Below are 13938 nucleotides of genomic sequence, written 5' to 3' on the forward strand. Positions count from 1 at the left end.
ATGATTCCTTATTCTTTATTTTGGACGAGCGACAGAAAAAGTTTTTTCTAACGTGGCGTATTCATTACCGCCTAACCGAGCTAATGGGTCGACAGCTAAGGCATCAACTTTTAAACGGTCACCCTCCATGGATATGACCCGCTCATCGACATAAATGTGTTCAATCTCTACAAAGATTAAACTTTGCGGCGTCTCCCCCATCTCTATCACTTCATGCAACTTACAGCCGAATGCAATTGGCGCGCCCTCTAAGCGTGGTAATTCGAAACCTTGGAAATCAACCGTCTCAAGTTGAGTCGTCTCCAGTTCAGATTCCCCATGTTCTAATGTGGCAGAAGATAAAGTGACTTTATCCGCGAGATCGCTGGGTGCAATATGGATAACCAACTTACCGGTTTCTAATGCATTTCGCGTGGTGTCCTTGATGTCCCCATTGGGCTTTTTTCCCACAGAAATCATCAATAAAGGTGGACGGCTGGAGACCGCAGTAAAGTAGGAAAATGGCGCTAAGTTGAAGTTTTGCTCACCTGAGTCTGTGAGCACCCAAGCGATTGGGCGAGGAATGACAGTTTGAGTCATCAAATGGTACACCTGCGTTGGCGCAAGCGTACTGAGATCTATGTTCATACGACGTCCTTGGTCTTAGAAAACCGCGAGAGAAATGAGACTCCCGACAAATTGAGAGAACAAGTGTACCCCTCTCCCGTGCAATTTCATCTGATTTTCTCTTTTTGACAGCGCTTTTTGTCAATTCGACAGTCATATTGATAAAAATGTTATTTCAACAAGCTTGTTCTACTAAAGAAAGCATTCAACTTAAACCAACTCAGTCTCAGTCATTTATTTTTCAGCGCTCTAATTGATAACATCCGATGGTCAAAATCAGTCTAACCAAATAAATTAACACATTGATAAATATAAGTTATCCAATAAAACGCTCAACAAAAATTAGGCGTAAATGAAACGAGAGCTGATTTCCTCATCGTCTGTATTTTGAAAGTTGGCACGTGTGATGCTTTAAAGAAATTGTCCCTAACAAAAAAGCGAGAAATTATGTTTGCCAATCAAAGTCGTCGCCCCGCTAAGAGAGGCAAGCCCAACAAACAACGCCCATCGCGGCAATCCATACCCTTATCATTCTCCTAGGAAAAAAGACCCGTTCGTCCCGCGGGTCTTTTTATTTGCCTCGTTTGAAGAGCGAGCAAACGGGTCGTGCGTCAAACATTGATAGCATGCCTAATGCTTGGCTGAACAATTAAGCTACAATAGCCTAAGCAACTGTTCTCTATGAGGAAGAATACAATGAGTAACGATTCAAATGCATGTGTCATTATCGCTGGCGCAACAGGGCTGGTTGGTAGAGAAGTCATCCTTCAACTGATCTCACAGCCTAGCATCGAAACGCTATATTCTCTCTCCCGCCGAACGATCACTGGTATCGAGGATCCAAATAACAAAATTGTCCCATTGTTAGACGCGGCGCTCACAATCCACGATTGGGACGATCAGCAACCGATTCCACGCGTCGGTTTTATTTGTCTCGGCACCACATTAAAACAAGCTGGCAGCAAAGATGCTCTGCGAAAAATCGACGTCGAATTGGTATGTAAAGTTGCTCAACAAATGAAGATGATCGGTGTAAAACGCATCGCTGTGGTTTCGAGTCTAGGCGCAAAGGCGTCTTCTTCATCCCATTATCTAGCTTGCAAAGGACATATGGAAAAAAATATCGAGAGGATGGGCTTTGAAGAAGTGGTGTTCGCAAGGCCCGGACCTCTGGTCGGACAGCGAGAAAATCCTCGTACGGATGAAAAGGTTGTTCAGACACTTTCTAAGGTAATTCGTCCGCTTATGCTTGGTAAATTGGCGAACTTTATACCCGTTCATGCTCAAGACGTAGCCAAAGCGATGATTTATCAAGTTTTCAGCTATCAAGAAGAAAAAGTCATTTATTTGCATAGAAAGGATATGCTTGATCTCATTAGGCACTATGATTGAAAAATTTCGCCTAAATATTACGCTAAATCAGTCATCAACGAGAGTCGAGTCGCATTTTTATATTCATTTTAGATCTATCTAATACCTGTTTATCATTTTTAAAGTTATATCCCACTCGGTATCTTACCCAACCAGTATATAGCTCCGTATAAAATTTAATCAGCACTTCTTATGCCGATTACTAAGGTAAGATTATGAATTTCGCAGTGGTTGCTTCTCTGGCGGTGTTTATCGCCATATTAATGTTCCTTTTTAACCAACAACAAAAACAAAACACACTCTCGCGTTTGGTTTTAATTGGCTTGATTACGGGCTCTCTTTTCGGTCTTGGACTGCAACTTATTCATGGCGAAGGCAGCGATGTCATTGGACAAACACTTGAATGGGTCGGCATAGTCGGCAGCGGTTATGTTGGTCTCCTTAAAATGGTGATTATGCCTTTGGTATTGATTTCCATGATTTCCGCCGTTGTAAAGCTAGAGAAAGGCGGTTCGCTGGGTAAGATCTCTGGTCTAACGATTTCTGTTTTGCTGGTAACAACAGCCATTGCTGCCATGATCGGTATTCTTGTTACGACTACATTTGGTTTGTCTGCCGCTGGATTAACTGAAGGTGCACGTGAAACGGCTCGTATTGCCGTATTAGAGAGTCGAGTAGGATCAGTAAGCGACCTAACGATTCCTCAGATGTTAGTAAGCTTTATTCCAACTAACCCGTTTGCCGATCTTACAGGGGCTCGTTCTACATCGATCATTGCTGTGGTTATCTTTGGTGTTTTAGTAGGTATCGCTGCACGTAAAGTGATGGCAGAAAAAGAAGAGTTGGAATCTCCAATTCGTACTTTTGTGGAAGCGGCACAATCCGTGGTTATGCGCCTGGTTAAGATGATCATGGCATTAACGCCTTATGGTATTGCTGCCCTTATGGCGAAAGTGGTCGCAACATCAAGTGCTGCCGACATTTTTAATTTGCTTGGCTTTATTGTTGCATCTTACGTTGCAATTGCACTGATGTTCCTTGTCCATGGTCTACTTGTTTCTTTTGTCGGCGTTAGCCCTGCTGAGTACTTTAAAAAGATTTGGCCAGTACTGACATTTGCATTCACATCACGCAGTTCAGCGGCAACGATTCCACTTAACGTTGAAGCACAAATCACCAAGCTAAACGTACCACCAGCGATTGCGAACTTGTCAGCGTCTTTCGGTGCCACTATCGGTCAGAACGGCTGTGCAGGTATCTACCCAGCAATGCTTGCGGTAATGGTAGCGCCAACAATGGGTATCGATCCTCTAGACATCAACTTTATTCTGTCACTGATTGCCATCATCACGATTAGCTCATTTGGTATTGCCGGTGTCGGCGGCGGCGCAACCTTTGCAGCCCTGATTGTACTGCCTGCGATGGGCTTGCCTGTGACAATCGCAGCGCTACTGATCTCTATCGAGCCACTAATTGATATGGCGCGAACTGCACTTAATGTCTCTGGTGCAATGACTGCAGGTACCATTACCAGCCGATTGTTGAAATCCACCAACGACAATGGACAGTTAGAAGAACAAAAAGCGTAGCTGTTCTCAAAAAATAACTCTCAGTTTGAGCCGATGGTTTCTCCATCGGCTTTTTTGTATTTAAGCGCACCAAAGTGAAGAGTCATCCCCTTCCTATCTTCTCCAATTAATGCCTTACTCCCTACTCGCTAACTGTCTAAACTGATTTATTGAGCAGTATTGTTATAATATAACATTTCACAAATATCAAAATGAACACAGATAACATCGGAGGTAATGTCATGAGTTCAACTTTAATCGAGTCCACTTCAACTGAGGCTCTTGAATGCACACTTCGAGCGCCGTGTTTCAGTTCAGGCGAAGAGCCAACTGTGTTAGCGAACATCTATCAAGAAGACATCAATATCGCAATCTGGCGGCGACAATTCGATCAACCGCTTGCCGATGCCACGAATCGGTTCATCACCTCCCACCCTAACTTCAATAAATCGCTGAATGTATCTCCTGAAAATGCTTATGAAGTACTGCAATACGCAACCGATGGGCAGGCGCCGGATGTATTGTTGAGAAATATCGTGGAGTTAGTCGACATGTTTTGCTATTTGTTTGAGTTAGAAGACGCAGGACTGCGCCTAGCGACACTCAATAGCGCGATGTGTCCCCGTTTTCACGTTGATCAAGTCCCCTGCCGCCTAGTCACTACCTACCAAGGCATTGCGACTCAATGGATTGCTAATGACGTACTTGATCGCTCAAAGCTCGGTCGCGGTAGTCATGGGCTTTCGGATGCAGAATCCGGCTTATACAGAGCAGAATCAGACATCAGGCACCTTTCTGTTGGTGACGTTGCACTGCTAAAAGGTGAGCGTTGGATCGGAAATGAAAACAAAGGGCTGGTTCATCGCTCGCCTAGTATCCAATCGAATCAAGCTCGTTTGTTGCTCACCCTTGATTTTGGCTAATAAAAATCAGCGATTGTCCAAGCATTAACCAAATAAAAAACTTCAAGCCGAAAGTGACACTTCGGCTTTTTCATTTTCACAACGTCACATTGCATCTTTCGTTGCGAGTCAAGGCGTTGAATGGTCTAATACTCCTATCGGTTCCGTAAACGGTAAGCAGAATGCACCAAGACAATCAGCCCACTTTTTTCTTTTTCGATTACGAGACTTGGGGAACAAGTCCAGCCAAAGACCGCCCAAGCCAGTTTGCTGGCGTTCGCACTGATGAAAACTTCAATATCATTGGTGAACCTTTGGTGATGTACTGTCGTCCACCTGCTGATTACCTTCCTTCGCCAGAAGCAGCTTTGATCACTGGTATTACACCACAAAAAGCAATGCAAGAAGGCTTACCTGAACCTGAGTTTATCGCCAAAATTCATGCTGAATTGTCTAAACCAAAGACGACTAGCCTTGGCTACAACAGCATACGTTTTGATGATGAAGTCACTCGTTACACTTGCTACCGAAACTTCATCGACCCATACGCATGGAGCTGGCAAAACGGCAACTCACGATGGGATTTGCTTGACGTGATGCGAGCATGTCATGCCCTGCGTCCTGAAGGTATTGAATGGCCGGAGAACGATGAAGGCTTTACAAGCTTCAAGCTAGAGCATTTATCCGTAGCGAATGGCATTGAACACAGCAATGCTCACGATGCGATGGCCGACGTGATTGCCACGATTGAAATGGCGAAGAAAGTTAAAGCCGCCCAACCTAAGCTATTTGACTACTTTTTCTCGATGCGTAACAAGCGCAAACTCAATGAGCTGGTTGATATTGTCAATATGACTCCGTTGATGCATGTATCAGGCATGCTTGGGCGTGAATGCCAATACACAAGCTGGATTGTGCCTGTGGCTTGGCACCCAACCAACAACAACGCTGTTATCACGATTGATTTAGCCAAAGATCCTCAGCCGATCCTTGAACTTTCAGCGGAAGAACTGAAAGAACGCTTGTACACCAAGCGTGATGAATTGGGCGACTTACTGCCTGTACCAGTGAAGCTGGTGCATCTGAACAAGTGCCCTATTCTCGCTCCAGCAAAAACATTAACCGCGGAAAATGCGGAAGTCATTGGTATTGACCGCCAACAATGTTTAAACAATTTAGCGTTGTTGCGCCAACACCCAGAGATCCGAGAGAAGCTGATTAGTCTATTCTCTATAGAACGTGAATTCGAAAAGAGTAATGACGTTGATATGCAGCTTTACGATGGTTTTTTCTCGCCTGCTGTTCGCGCTGCTATGGACATCATTCGTGAAACCGATCCGAATAACTTAGCCGCACTGGACATTGAATTCGATGATAAACGAATCAAGCCATTGCTTTTCCGTTACCGTGCTCGCCATTATGCAGGCACATTAGATGAACAAGAACAAAGACGCTGGGCACAACATTGTCGTGAAGTTTTCGAAAGTCAGATTGAAGAGTACATGATGAATTTGGAAAACTTAGTTCACGAACATGAAAGTGACGAAAAGAAGATAGCAATATTAAAATCCGTCTATCGTTATGTAGAGAGCCTAGCCTCCTAATTTCTTACCTTGTTCAAGCGCACCTTCGGGTGTGCTTGTTGTTTTATATGCTGTCAAAATGATAAAAGATCGATTACTACAGCTGATCCATTTGCTCATCTCCCTCGCACTCATCATGGGAGCACTTGGTATCGGCAACACCATTCAAAAATTCATTGGCATTTCTGTTCCAGGAAGTGTCATCGGGATGCTTGTGCTGTTTTTCTCAATGACCCTTGGCTTAGTCAAAGTGGAATGGGTTAAGCCAGGTGCAACCCTATTCATCCGCTATATGATCCTGCTATTCGTGCCTATCAGCGTGGGTCTGATGCAACACTTCGATATGCTACTGGCTAACGCACTGCCAATTATTGCGAGTGCAGTAGGCGGCTCACTGATCGTATTGGTCAGCTTGGCATGGTTCTTAGATTACTTACTGAAGGAGAAGCACTAGTATGTGGTTACTTGTCACTATTGTGGTTTTCCTTGCCGCACGCCAAATTGCAATCAAGGTGAACAATCCGATTGCTAACCCGCTTTTGATCAGTATCGCGGTATTAATCCCGTTGCTAACCTTTTTGAAAGTGCCATTTGAAACATACTACGCTGACAACGAATACATCAGCTTTTTACTTCAACCCGCCGTTGTTGCGCTGGCATATCCACTTTATGAACAACTGCCTCAAATCAAAGCCAATTGGCGCATTATCACTCTGGCTTGCACGTTAGGTAGTGTTATGTCCATGCTTACCGCTACGCTTATTGCGGTGGCATTTAAAGCTGACATTAGCTTAATAGCCAGCTTGGTTGGTAAGTCTGTGACGACCCCTATCGCGATGGAAATCTCTAGCCACTTAGGCGGAGAAGCAGCTGTTGCGGCAATTTTAGTGCTTATTGTGGGTTTGTTTGGTGCCATCCTCGCGTACCCGATCTTCAATATCATTGGTATTAAGCATCCAATTGCGCGCGGTCTAACAATGGGTACTGTTTCTCACGCTCTCGGCACCGCAACATGTGCTGAGAAACAACCGGGAGACGCAGCGTTCTCATCTCTTGCATTGGTGCTTTGTGGCATCATCACCTCAATTCTCGCGCCAAGCTTCTTTGCTTTGGCGGTTTGGTTATACCAATAATAACCTCAATGACCTGCTTTGCTATCAAGTGAGCAGGTCATAATCTCCTCTAGAAAATTCGCAGTATGAATGTACGTTGATATAGTTATTAGTGGGACAGAGATAACGTTAAATCTTAGTGAAATCGAATACATGTGTGAGCTCACTCTAATTATGTAACGTAAATTATCATTACACACATTAACGTGATCTAAAGCACAGAACATTTCCACCTTTCACATAGAATAACTGTCCATGCAATAACAAGGATTCAACATGAAAAGTCGCATTGAACAGGCGCTAGCAAGCGCTCCTGAAGCACTTTCAACACCTCTTGCTCCTATCGTCCTTTCTGACGATTTTGATGCCACTATTTCTGAGCAACAGTTTGAAGCGCTACTAAACGCTACCAATCTTTCTGATAAAGAGCTTCGTGTTGCTCTACTTCCTTTTGCCGCTGCGTTTTCTTACGCACCGATTTCTGAATTCTATGTAGGCGCGATTGTTCGTGGTCTATCTGGTCGCCTTTACTTCGGTGCGAACATGGAGTTTTTTGGTGTTCAGTTAGGTCAAACTGTTCATGCTGAACAATGCGCGATTAGCCATGCTTGGATGAAAGGCGAACGTGGTGTTAAAGATATCACCATTAACTACAGCCCTTGTGGTCACTGTCGTCAGTTCATGAATGAACTAACTACGGCGAAAGAATTAAAGATCCAATTGCCAGAGCGTGAAGAAAAATCGCTACACGACTATCTTCCTGAAGCATTCGGTCCTGCTGATCTTGGTATCCAGTCAGGTCTAATGGCAGAAGTGAAACACGAGTTTGCTTGCGATGACAACGACACTCTGATCCAAAAAGCAGTTACTGCGATGAACATTAGTCACGCTCCATACACTAACAACTTAAGTGGCATTGCTCTTGAGATGAATAGTGGTCGTGTATTCCAAGGTGCTTACGCAGAAAACGCAGCGTTCAACCCTAGCCTTCCGCCACTTCAGGTTGCCTTAATTCAAATCCTGATGGCAGGCGAGCAGTTTGAAGACATCAAAGCCGCAGCACTAGTGGAGAACTCACAGGGTAAGATCAGCCACCTAGCCGATACTCAATCAACACTAGAGGCACTGAACCCAGATATTCCAGTGAGTTTTGTTAACATTTAACTCACAATGCTCTTATGAGAGAGGCTCTGCATGACGCAGGGCCTTTTTTTATTGTTTAAAATCACACGCAAACGTTTGCTTCGTTCGCAAAAATCAGTATGATCCCCTGCAAATTCGCTTCCACCACTTTATTTTGTAAGGGAACACTATGTTTGGTACTGCTACTAGCACTCATGCTACCCGTGTATTACTTCTGGGCTCTGGCGAGCTTGGTAAAGAAGTAGCAATTGAATGTCAACGTCTTGGTTTAGAAGTGATCGCGTGTGACCGTTATGCTGACGCACCAGCAATGCAAGTGGCTCATCGCAGCTACGTCATCGATATGCTTGATGGCGAAGCATTAGAAGAAATCATCAAGAAAGAGCAACCTGCTTATGTGGTTCCGGAAATTGAAGCTATCGCAACAGACAAATTAGTTGAGCTAGAAGAAAAAGGCGTGAACGTCGTTCCGACAGCAAAAGCAACTAAGTTGACTATGAACCGCGAGGGCATCCGTCGTCTTGCAGCTGAAGAGCTAAGCTTAACGACTTCTCCTTATCAGTTTGCAGATAACTTTGATGACTTTAAAGCGGCAGTTTCGCACGTTGGTATCCCTTGTGTAGTAAAACCCGTGATGAGTTCGTCTGGTAAAGGACAAAGCGTCATCAAAACAGAACAAGATGTGCAAACAGCGTGGGAGTACGCGCAAGAAGGCGGTCGTACTGGTGCCGGTCGTGTGATCGTCGAAGGCTTTATTGACTTCGACTATGAAATTACGCTGCTGACAGTACGAGCGAAAGATGGTGTCCATTTCTGCGCACCAATTGGGCATCGTCAAGAAGATGGTGACTACCGAGAGTCGTGGCAACCACAAGCAATGTCAGATACTGCGATTAAAGCAGCAGAATACACAGCGGAGAAAGTCGTAAATGCGCTCGGTGGTTACGGCATCTTCGGTGTAGAGCTGTTCGTGAAAGGTGATAAAGTAATTTTCAACGAAGTTTCACCTCGTCCACACGACACTGGCATGGTAACTATGATTTCTCAGGAAATGTCTGAGTTTGCTCTGCATGTTCGTGCGTTCACTGGCATGCCAATCAACAGTATCATTCAATACGGCCCGTCCGCGTCAGCTGTCATCCTAGGGCAAGGTACATCAACAGATATTCGCTTTGATAATCTTGCCAATGCCCTGGCTCAACCACAAACTCAAGTTCGTTTGTTTGGTAAGCCTGAAATCGATGGTCGCCGTCGTTTAGGCGTTGTTCTAACGCGTCGTAAGACTATCGAAGATTCGATTGAAGATGCAGTGAGCAGCGCTTCTAAAGTACAGATCGTTTACTGATTTCACTAGTTCGCTCCAAGAAACAAAAAGCGCAGCCCAATTGGCTGCGCTTTTTATTTGTATAAACTCGGTTACCCTATTCACTTTCAATTAAATACACTTCTTCAGAGAAGCGACTCAGACCCTTTTTGGCAATTTTAGGGTGATTATCATCGGCTTGATCTACGTTTAAGCATGCGATCTTATAACCGGAAAATAACTGTTCAATCTCTTCTACAGGAACACTAAAAGGAGGTCCTGCCATCTCTTCTTGCGGGTAGTTCAACGTGACCAACAAGATACGACCGCCAGGATTCAGCAATTGCTTAACACGAGCAGCATATTCTGCTCGCATCTCTTTAGGAAGAGCCACTAACGCAGCGCGATCGTAAATGATATCGGCGTTAGATACTGGGGCGGTAAAGAAATCACCCGTATAAATCGACAGCTCATCAAACTGATATAACTCGTGCATACCATTAACAGGCGTTACCGTTGGTGTGTAAAAATGCTCAGCAAAAAACGCTCTTACCGCAATTTGGCTTAGCTCAACGCCCTGAACTTCGTCGTGTTTGGTCGCTAACCAAATCAAATCCTCTGACTTACCACACAGAGGCACCAAAACTTTATCATCACGCTTTGCAGCCGTATGTTGCCAAAATGCAGGCAATAGTGGGTTCACGTCTTCTAGATGAAAACCAATTTGGTTACTGGCCCATTTATTGTGCCAAAATTCTTGATCTCTCATGATTCTTCTACTTGTCGGCTGATAGTGGATTCGAGCTTTGCGCTTCACTTTTGTGGGCTAAGACTAATGATTTTTTCAAATTTGTCTATGCCGTTCATCTTTGGTTAATACTGCAATGTTAGTATGGCTAACGTTCAAGAAGGAACCCTTCCTTGTTCTGATGGTCAGAATAAAGGAAAGCAAAATGGTGATCTAGAACACGATTCCACCATAAGGTTGAAAATCAACCTTGGAATCTATCGTAGAGACCCCATTAACTAGGTAGTACCTGATTTGCGAATCTTAGTGACCTTTTCGTTACCCATTTTCTAAGTGCAAGCAAGTTAAGGAGAGTGAATGAGCTTATTTCTACGTACTACGGCATTGATGCTATTAGTACTAAGCCGAGCGCCGGCTTTCGCCGCACTTCCAAATGTCCCGAGTAACGAGCAAGACCGTTCTGCTAGCCAAAACGAAGTTTGCTCAAAATTGTTTAAACATAGCCTTAGTGGTTTGTATGGCATTCAGTCAATCGACTCCAAACCAACACAGCCTTATTCAGATTTCGACGTACTTTACAGCAAAGCGCACCAAGCGCAGTTTGAGCTAGAAACCATCTGTAAGAGTACTGCCCTTCTCACTGACGCACAGCCTTATTTTGCTGGCGTTAAATCTCAGCACCGCGCCGAAGAGAAAATCGCCCACGAACTTGACGGTCAAGTAGAACGTATCACCGACTTAGCCCGTGCAACTATCGTTGCAAATGACGTAGCAAGCTTGGTGTCGGTATATGAAACGTTAGAGCGCGAAACAACCATTGTTAAAGTAAAAAACCGCTTTAAAAAACCAACGGCTTCTGGTTATCGTGATCTCAACTTGTTGGTCCGTTTACCAAAAACCAACCTAATTGCTGAAGTCCAATTGCATCTAAAAGCGATTGCTGATGTAAAAAGTGGTCCGGAGCATGATTTGTACGAGCAAATTCAGAAACTGGAACGTCAAGCTCTGGTTGAAGGTCGTAACCTAAATGATATCGAGATGGCATCAATTCGTAACATGCGTACTCAATCTAAAAACTTGTATCAAGAGGCTTGGCATCCTTACCTAACGACGCACCTAGAAGCAGCCTAAGCAAACAGTATTTTAGAAACTGATTCCCTGAATACTGAAAAACCACCGCAATTGCGGTGGTTTTTATTTGTTCTTTAGTCAGTAATGAAAGCCACAAACAAAAAGACCACGACAAAGCGTGGTCTCATTCCATGTTACATGGCTTACTGGTCGGTCTTTAGGTTCTCTACGCGAGCTTTCAACTTCTGACCCGGGCGGAACGTAACGACACGTCGAGCAGTAATAGGAATATCTTCGCCAGTTTTCGGGTTACGACCAGGTCGTTCATTCTTGTCACGAAGGTCAAAGTTACCAAAACCTGACAGTTTTACCTGTTCGCCACTTTCTAGTGCCTTACGAATCTCTTCAAAGAACACTTCCACCGTTTCCTTGGCGTCCCGTTTACTAAATCCCAATTTATCAAACAGGTTTTCTGCAAGTTCGGCTTTTGTGAGCGCCATAAAACTTTCCTCAAAGCTATGTTAAACAATGCTACCTTAGTGTAGCGCCAGAGCAGTTTTACCCTACCAATTCAACAACATATCGGGGTTACATCAGGAAGTGTATGCCAAGCTTATGATTTTCGCCAACTTTTTTCTTTGCTAATATACGGAATGTTGCACCACGCAGATAGTTTACCCACCACCATTTCCAGATTTTCCTTTAATTCCCTCTCCAATGGCAAAAATATCCAGTTCAAATTACTAGTTTTAAAACTCAAAACAACATTAATCACTATTTAATAAAAATGTCAGATACTGGCTACTTTACAAACAATTGACACAAAACTTCTTACCTTTTCAGTAAGTTGAGTACGTTTGAAAATAGATCTGGTCGGTCCTATTTAGCAGACTTGTTATTCAGATATAGCGTGACACTAGGAGCATGAAAGCTTGAACAGCGACAAAATTCTATTGATTGCTCCATGACGGTTAACTGAAAGGTTGTTACTGTTTATCCCTGTTTTCACCACGCGAAAGAGCCGCCATGTTGCACCAAGTCATCAGTATCTTATTTCCCGTCTTTGTCTTGGTTTGCGTAGGTTACTTAGTTGGTCGATGCCTCAAGCCCGATTTTCGCCCAATCAATCGCATCAATATGGATGTGTTTACTCCGGCACTGGTATTTTCTTCTCTTGTCGGTATGCCACTCAACATGGGGCAAGTCCCCTTGCTACTAGCCGCGCTTATTGCTGTCGTAGTACCTGGCATTGTGATGGTTCCCATCGCGAAGTTTTGCGGATTATCATTCAAAGCATGGGCTCCACCACACATGTTTCGAAACAGCGGTAACTTAGCGATACCGCTGTTTACTTACACCTTCGGGGAAATCGCCCTTCCCTCCGCAGTATTGCTTTTTGTCGTTTCAGCATGCCTACATATAAGCCTTGGCGTCATGCTACTGAGTAATGGCAATCCGCTTAAACAAATCGTCAAAATGCCGATCTTCTTATCCGCTTTGCTCGCGTTGCTTATCAACATTTCTGGTATTGGTATTTGGTCTCCTCTTTTTGAAGCGACCACATTACTTGGGCAAGCCGCCGTCCCAGTTATGTTGTTATCATTGGGAGCACAAATGTGCCATTTAAGATGGGATGGTCTTCGAGTGGGTCTTTGGTGCACACTTCAATCACTCGGTACCGGAGCACTCGCCTTTGCCTTAATCTATACCTTGATACCATTGCCAATCATGCAATTACAGATGATGGTGTTGTTTACCATGTTGCCACCAGCTGTAATGAACTACTTGTTTGCTGAACGACTCAATATCGAACCTCTGAACGTTGCTTCTATGGTCTTGTTTGGCAACTTTTTAAGCATTATTACTCTACCGCTGCTACTAACGTTTGCTTTATCACTTGCTTGAACCATGCCTCCACATAATCCATCAACATCAAGCAACGTTTAACAAATCACAACGTAACGCTTCAAATTTGAAATCTAATTTTTAACAATAAATTCACCTTATCTAGCCTTTATACCTCGCTTTTTGAGTGTTTTATCTATTAGCCTGAACCCTCCGCAAATTTACAAAGGAGTTGTAATTTTATGGATAAGACATGCCGTGTGATTTTTCTCGGTGGTGCTCATCACTTAGAGGAAATCACAACAACACTCAACACAATCAAATTTACACCAACAGTGTGCTTTGGCGATGACGAATACGTTCTACTCCCAAAAGGAGTTGGTAATTCACCTAGATACTTCGTTTATGTGCACTCCACTTTGACAGATGAAGAACAAAATGAACTGATTCAATTAATCGAAATTCCGATGAATTAGTCACTCAGTTTTCCGACGGGAAGACCGTCCACGCATACGCCTCTGAAGATGTTCCAGAAGTATTTTTAAATGAAAGAATGCAAGCATTGCTCAAAGGAGATTGAAGCAAACTTTATCGCTGACATTGTTTATTTAACAAATTCGCAATCTAAATTTTACGGCTAAATTAACCATGTCTCTTTTTTGAGTCTCGCTTTTTGAGCAATTTAT

14 protein-coding genes are annotated in these 13938 nt (G+C 43.8%); 11 read left to right on the plus strand and 3 right to left on the minus strand.

What is annotated here, in order from left to right; translation table 11 throughout:
- Nucleotides 1–15 precede the first annotated feature (15 nt).
- On the minus strand, nucleotides 16–627 hold the full coding sequence (locus tag NL647_RS17970) for a flavin reductase family protein (RefSeq protein ID WP_049535865.1): 612 nt from the start codon (nucleotides 625–627) through the stop codon (nucleotides 16–18).
- 675 nt (nucleotides 628–1302) lie between these two features.
- On the opposite strand from NL647_RS17970, the gene NL647_RS17975 reads away from it, so the two are divergent.
- From NL647_RS17975 to purT, 8 genes are all read left to right on the plus strand, one after another.
- Nucleotides 1303–1998: an NAD(P)H-binding protein gene (locus NL647_RS17975; RefSeq protein WP_253650495.1), complete on the plus strand. Its 696-nt coding sequence runs from the start codon at nucleotides 1303–1305 to the stop codon at nucleotides 1996–1998.
- 194 nt (nucleotides 1999–2192) lie between these two features.
- On the plus strand, nucleotides 2193–3566 hold the full coding sequence (locus tag NL647_RS17980; protein ID WP_253650496.1) for an L-cystine transporter: 1374 nt from the start codon (nucleotides 2193–2195) through the stop codon (nucleotides 3564–3566).
- A 221-nt stretch (nucleotides 3567–3787) separates the two neighbouring features.
- Nucleotides 3788–4468, plus strand: coding sequence for a DUF1826 domain-containing protein (locus NL647_RS17985; protein ID WP_005445535.1), 681 nt, complete (start codon nucleotides 3788–3790; stop codon nucleotides 4466–4468).
- Nucleotides 4469–4629: 161 nt separating this feature from the next.
- A complete protein-coding gene (gene sbcB, locus NL647_RS17990; RefSeq protein ID WP_253650497.1) occupies nucleotides 4630–6051 on the plus strand; it encodes an exodeoxyribonuclease I in 1422 nt (473 codons plus the stop codon).
- A gap of 58 nt (nucleotides 6052–6109) precedes the next feature.
- Nucleotides 6110–6484: a CidA/LrgA family protein gene (locus NL647_RS17995; protein ID WP_005445537.1), complete on the plus strand. Its 375-nt coding sequence runs from the start codon at nucleotides 6110–6112 to the stop codon at nucleotides 6482–6484.
- 1 nt (nucleotide 6485) lies between these two features.
- The gene (locus NL647_RS18000) at nucleotides 6486–7163 is read left to right on the plus strand and encodes an LrgB family protein (RefSeq protein WP_005445538.1); all 678 of its coding nucleotides are present in this window, start codon (nucleotides 6486–6488) and stop codon (nucleotides 7161–7163) included.
- 255 nt (nucleotides 7164–7418) lie between these two features.
- The gene (gene cdd, locus NL647_RS18005; protein ID WP_005445539.1) at nucleotides 7419–8306 is read left to right on the plus strand and encodes a cytidine deaminase; all 888 of its coding nucleotides are present in this window, start codon (nucleotides 7419–7421) and stop codon (nucleotides 8304–8306) included.
- Nucleotides 8307–8454: 148 nt separating this feature from the next.
- Complete coding sequence (gene purT / locus NL647_RS18010) at nucleotides 8455–9630, plus strand: formate-dependent phosphoribosylglycinamide formyltransferase (RefSeq protein WP_172580704.1); 1176 nt, start codon at nucleotides 8455–8457, stop codon at nucleotides 9628–9630.
- Between the two features lie 76 nt (nucleotides 9631–9706).
- On the opposite strand, the gene NL647_RS18015 is transcribed toward purT, so the two are convergent.
- Nucleotides 9707–10357: a thiopurine S-methyltransferase gene (locus tag NL647_RS18015; protein ID WP_253650498.1), complete on the minus strand. Its 651-nt coding sequence runs from the start codon at nucleotides 10355–10357 to the stop codon at nucleotides 9707–9709.
- Between the two features lie 336 nt (nucleotides 10358–10693).
- Here NL647_RS18015 and NL647_RS18020 point away from each other — a divergent pair, with 336 nt between their 5' ends.
- Nucleotides 10694–11467, plus strand: a complete 774-nt coding sequence (locus tag NL647_RS18020; RefSeq protein ID WP_005445543.1) for a phosphoribosylglycinamide formyltransferase — start codon at nucleotides 10694–10696, stop codon at nucleotides 11465–11467.
- A gap of 143 nt (nucleotides 11468–11610) precedes the next feature.
- Here NL647_RS18020 and ihfA read toward each other — a convergent pair whose 3' ends face one another.
- Nucleotides 11611–11907 (minus strand): integration host factor subunit alpha, encoded by a 297-nt coding sequence (gene ihfA, locus NL647_RS18025; protein ID WP_005445544.1) that lies wholly within the window; start codon nucleotides 11905–11907, stop codon nucleotides 11611–11613.
- A 526-nt stretch (nucleotides 11908–12433) separates the two neighbouring features.
- Between ihfA and NL647_RS18030 the strand changes: the two genes are divergently transcribed.
- A complete protein-coding gene (locus tag NL647_RS18030; RefSeq protein WP_017818000.1) occupies nucleotides 12434–13312 on the plus strand; it encodes an AEC family transporter in 879 nt (292 codons plus the stop codon).
- Nucleotides 13313–13494: 182 nt separating this feature from the next.
- On the plus strand, nucleotides 13495–13728 hold the full coding sequence (locus NL647_RS18035) for a hypothetical protein (RefSeq protein ID WP_253650499.1): 234 nt from the start codon (nucleotides 13495–13497) through the stop codon (nucleotides 13726–13728).
- The last annotated feature ends 210 nt before the right edge of the window (nucleotides 13729–13938 follow it).

The organism is Vibrio sp. Y29_XK_CS5, assembly GCF_024181835.1.
Lineage (GTDB): Bacteria > Pseudomonadota > Gammaproteobacteria > Enterobacterales > Vibrionaceae > Vibrio > Vibrio harveyi.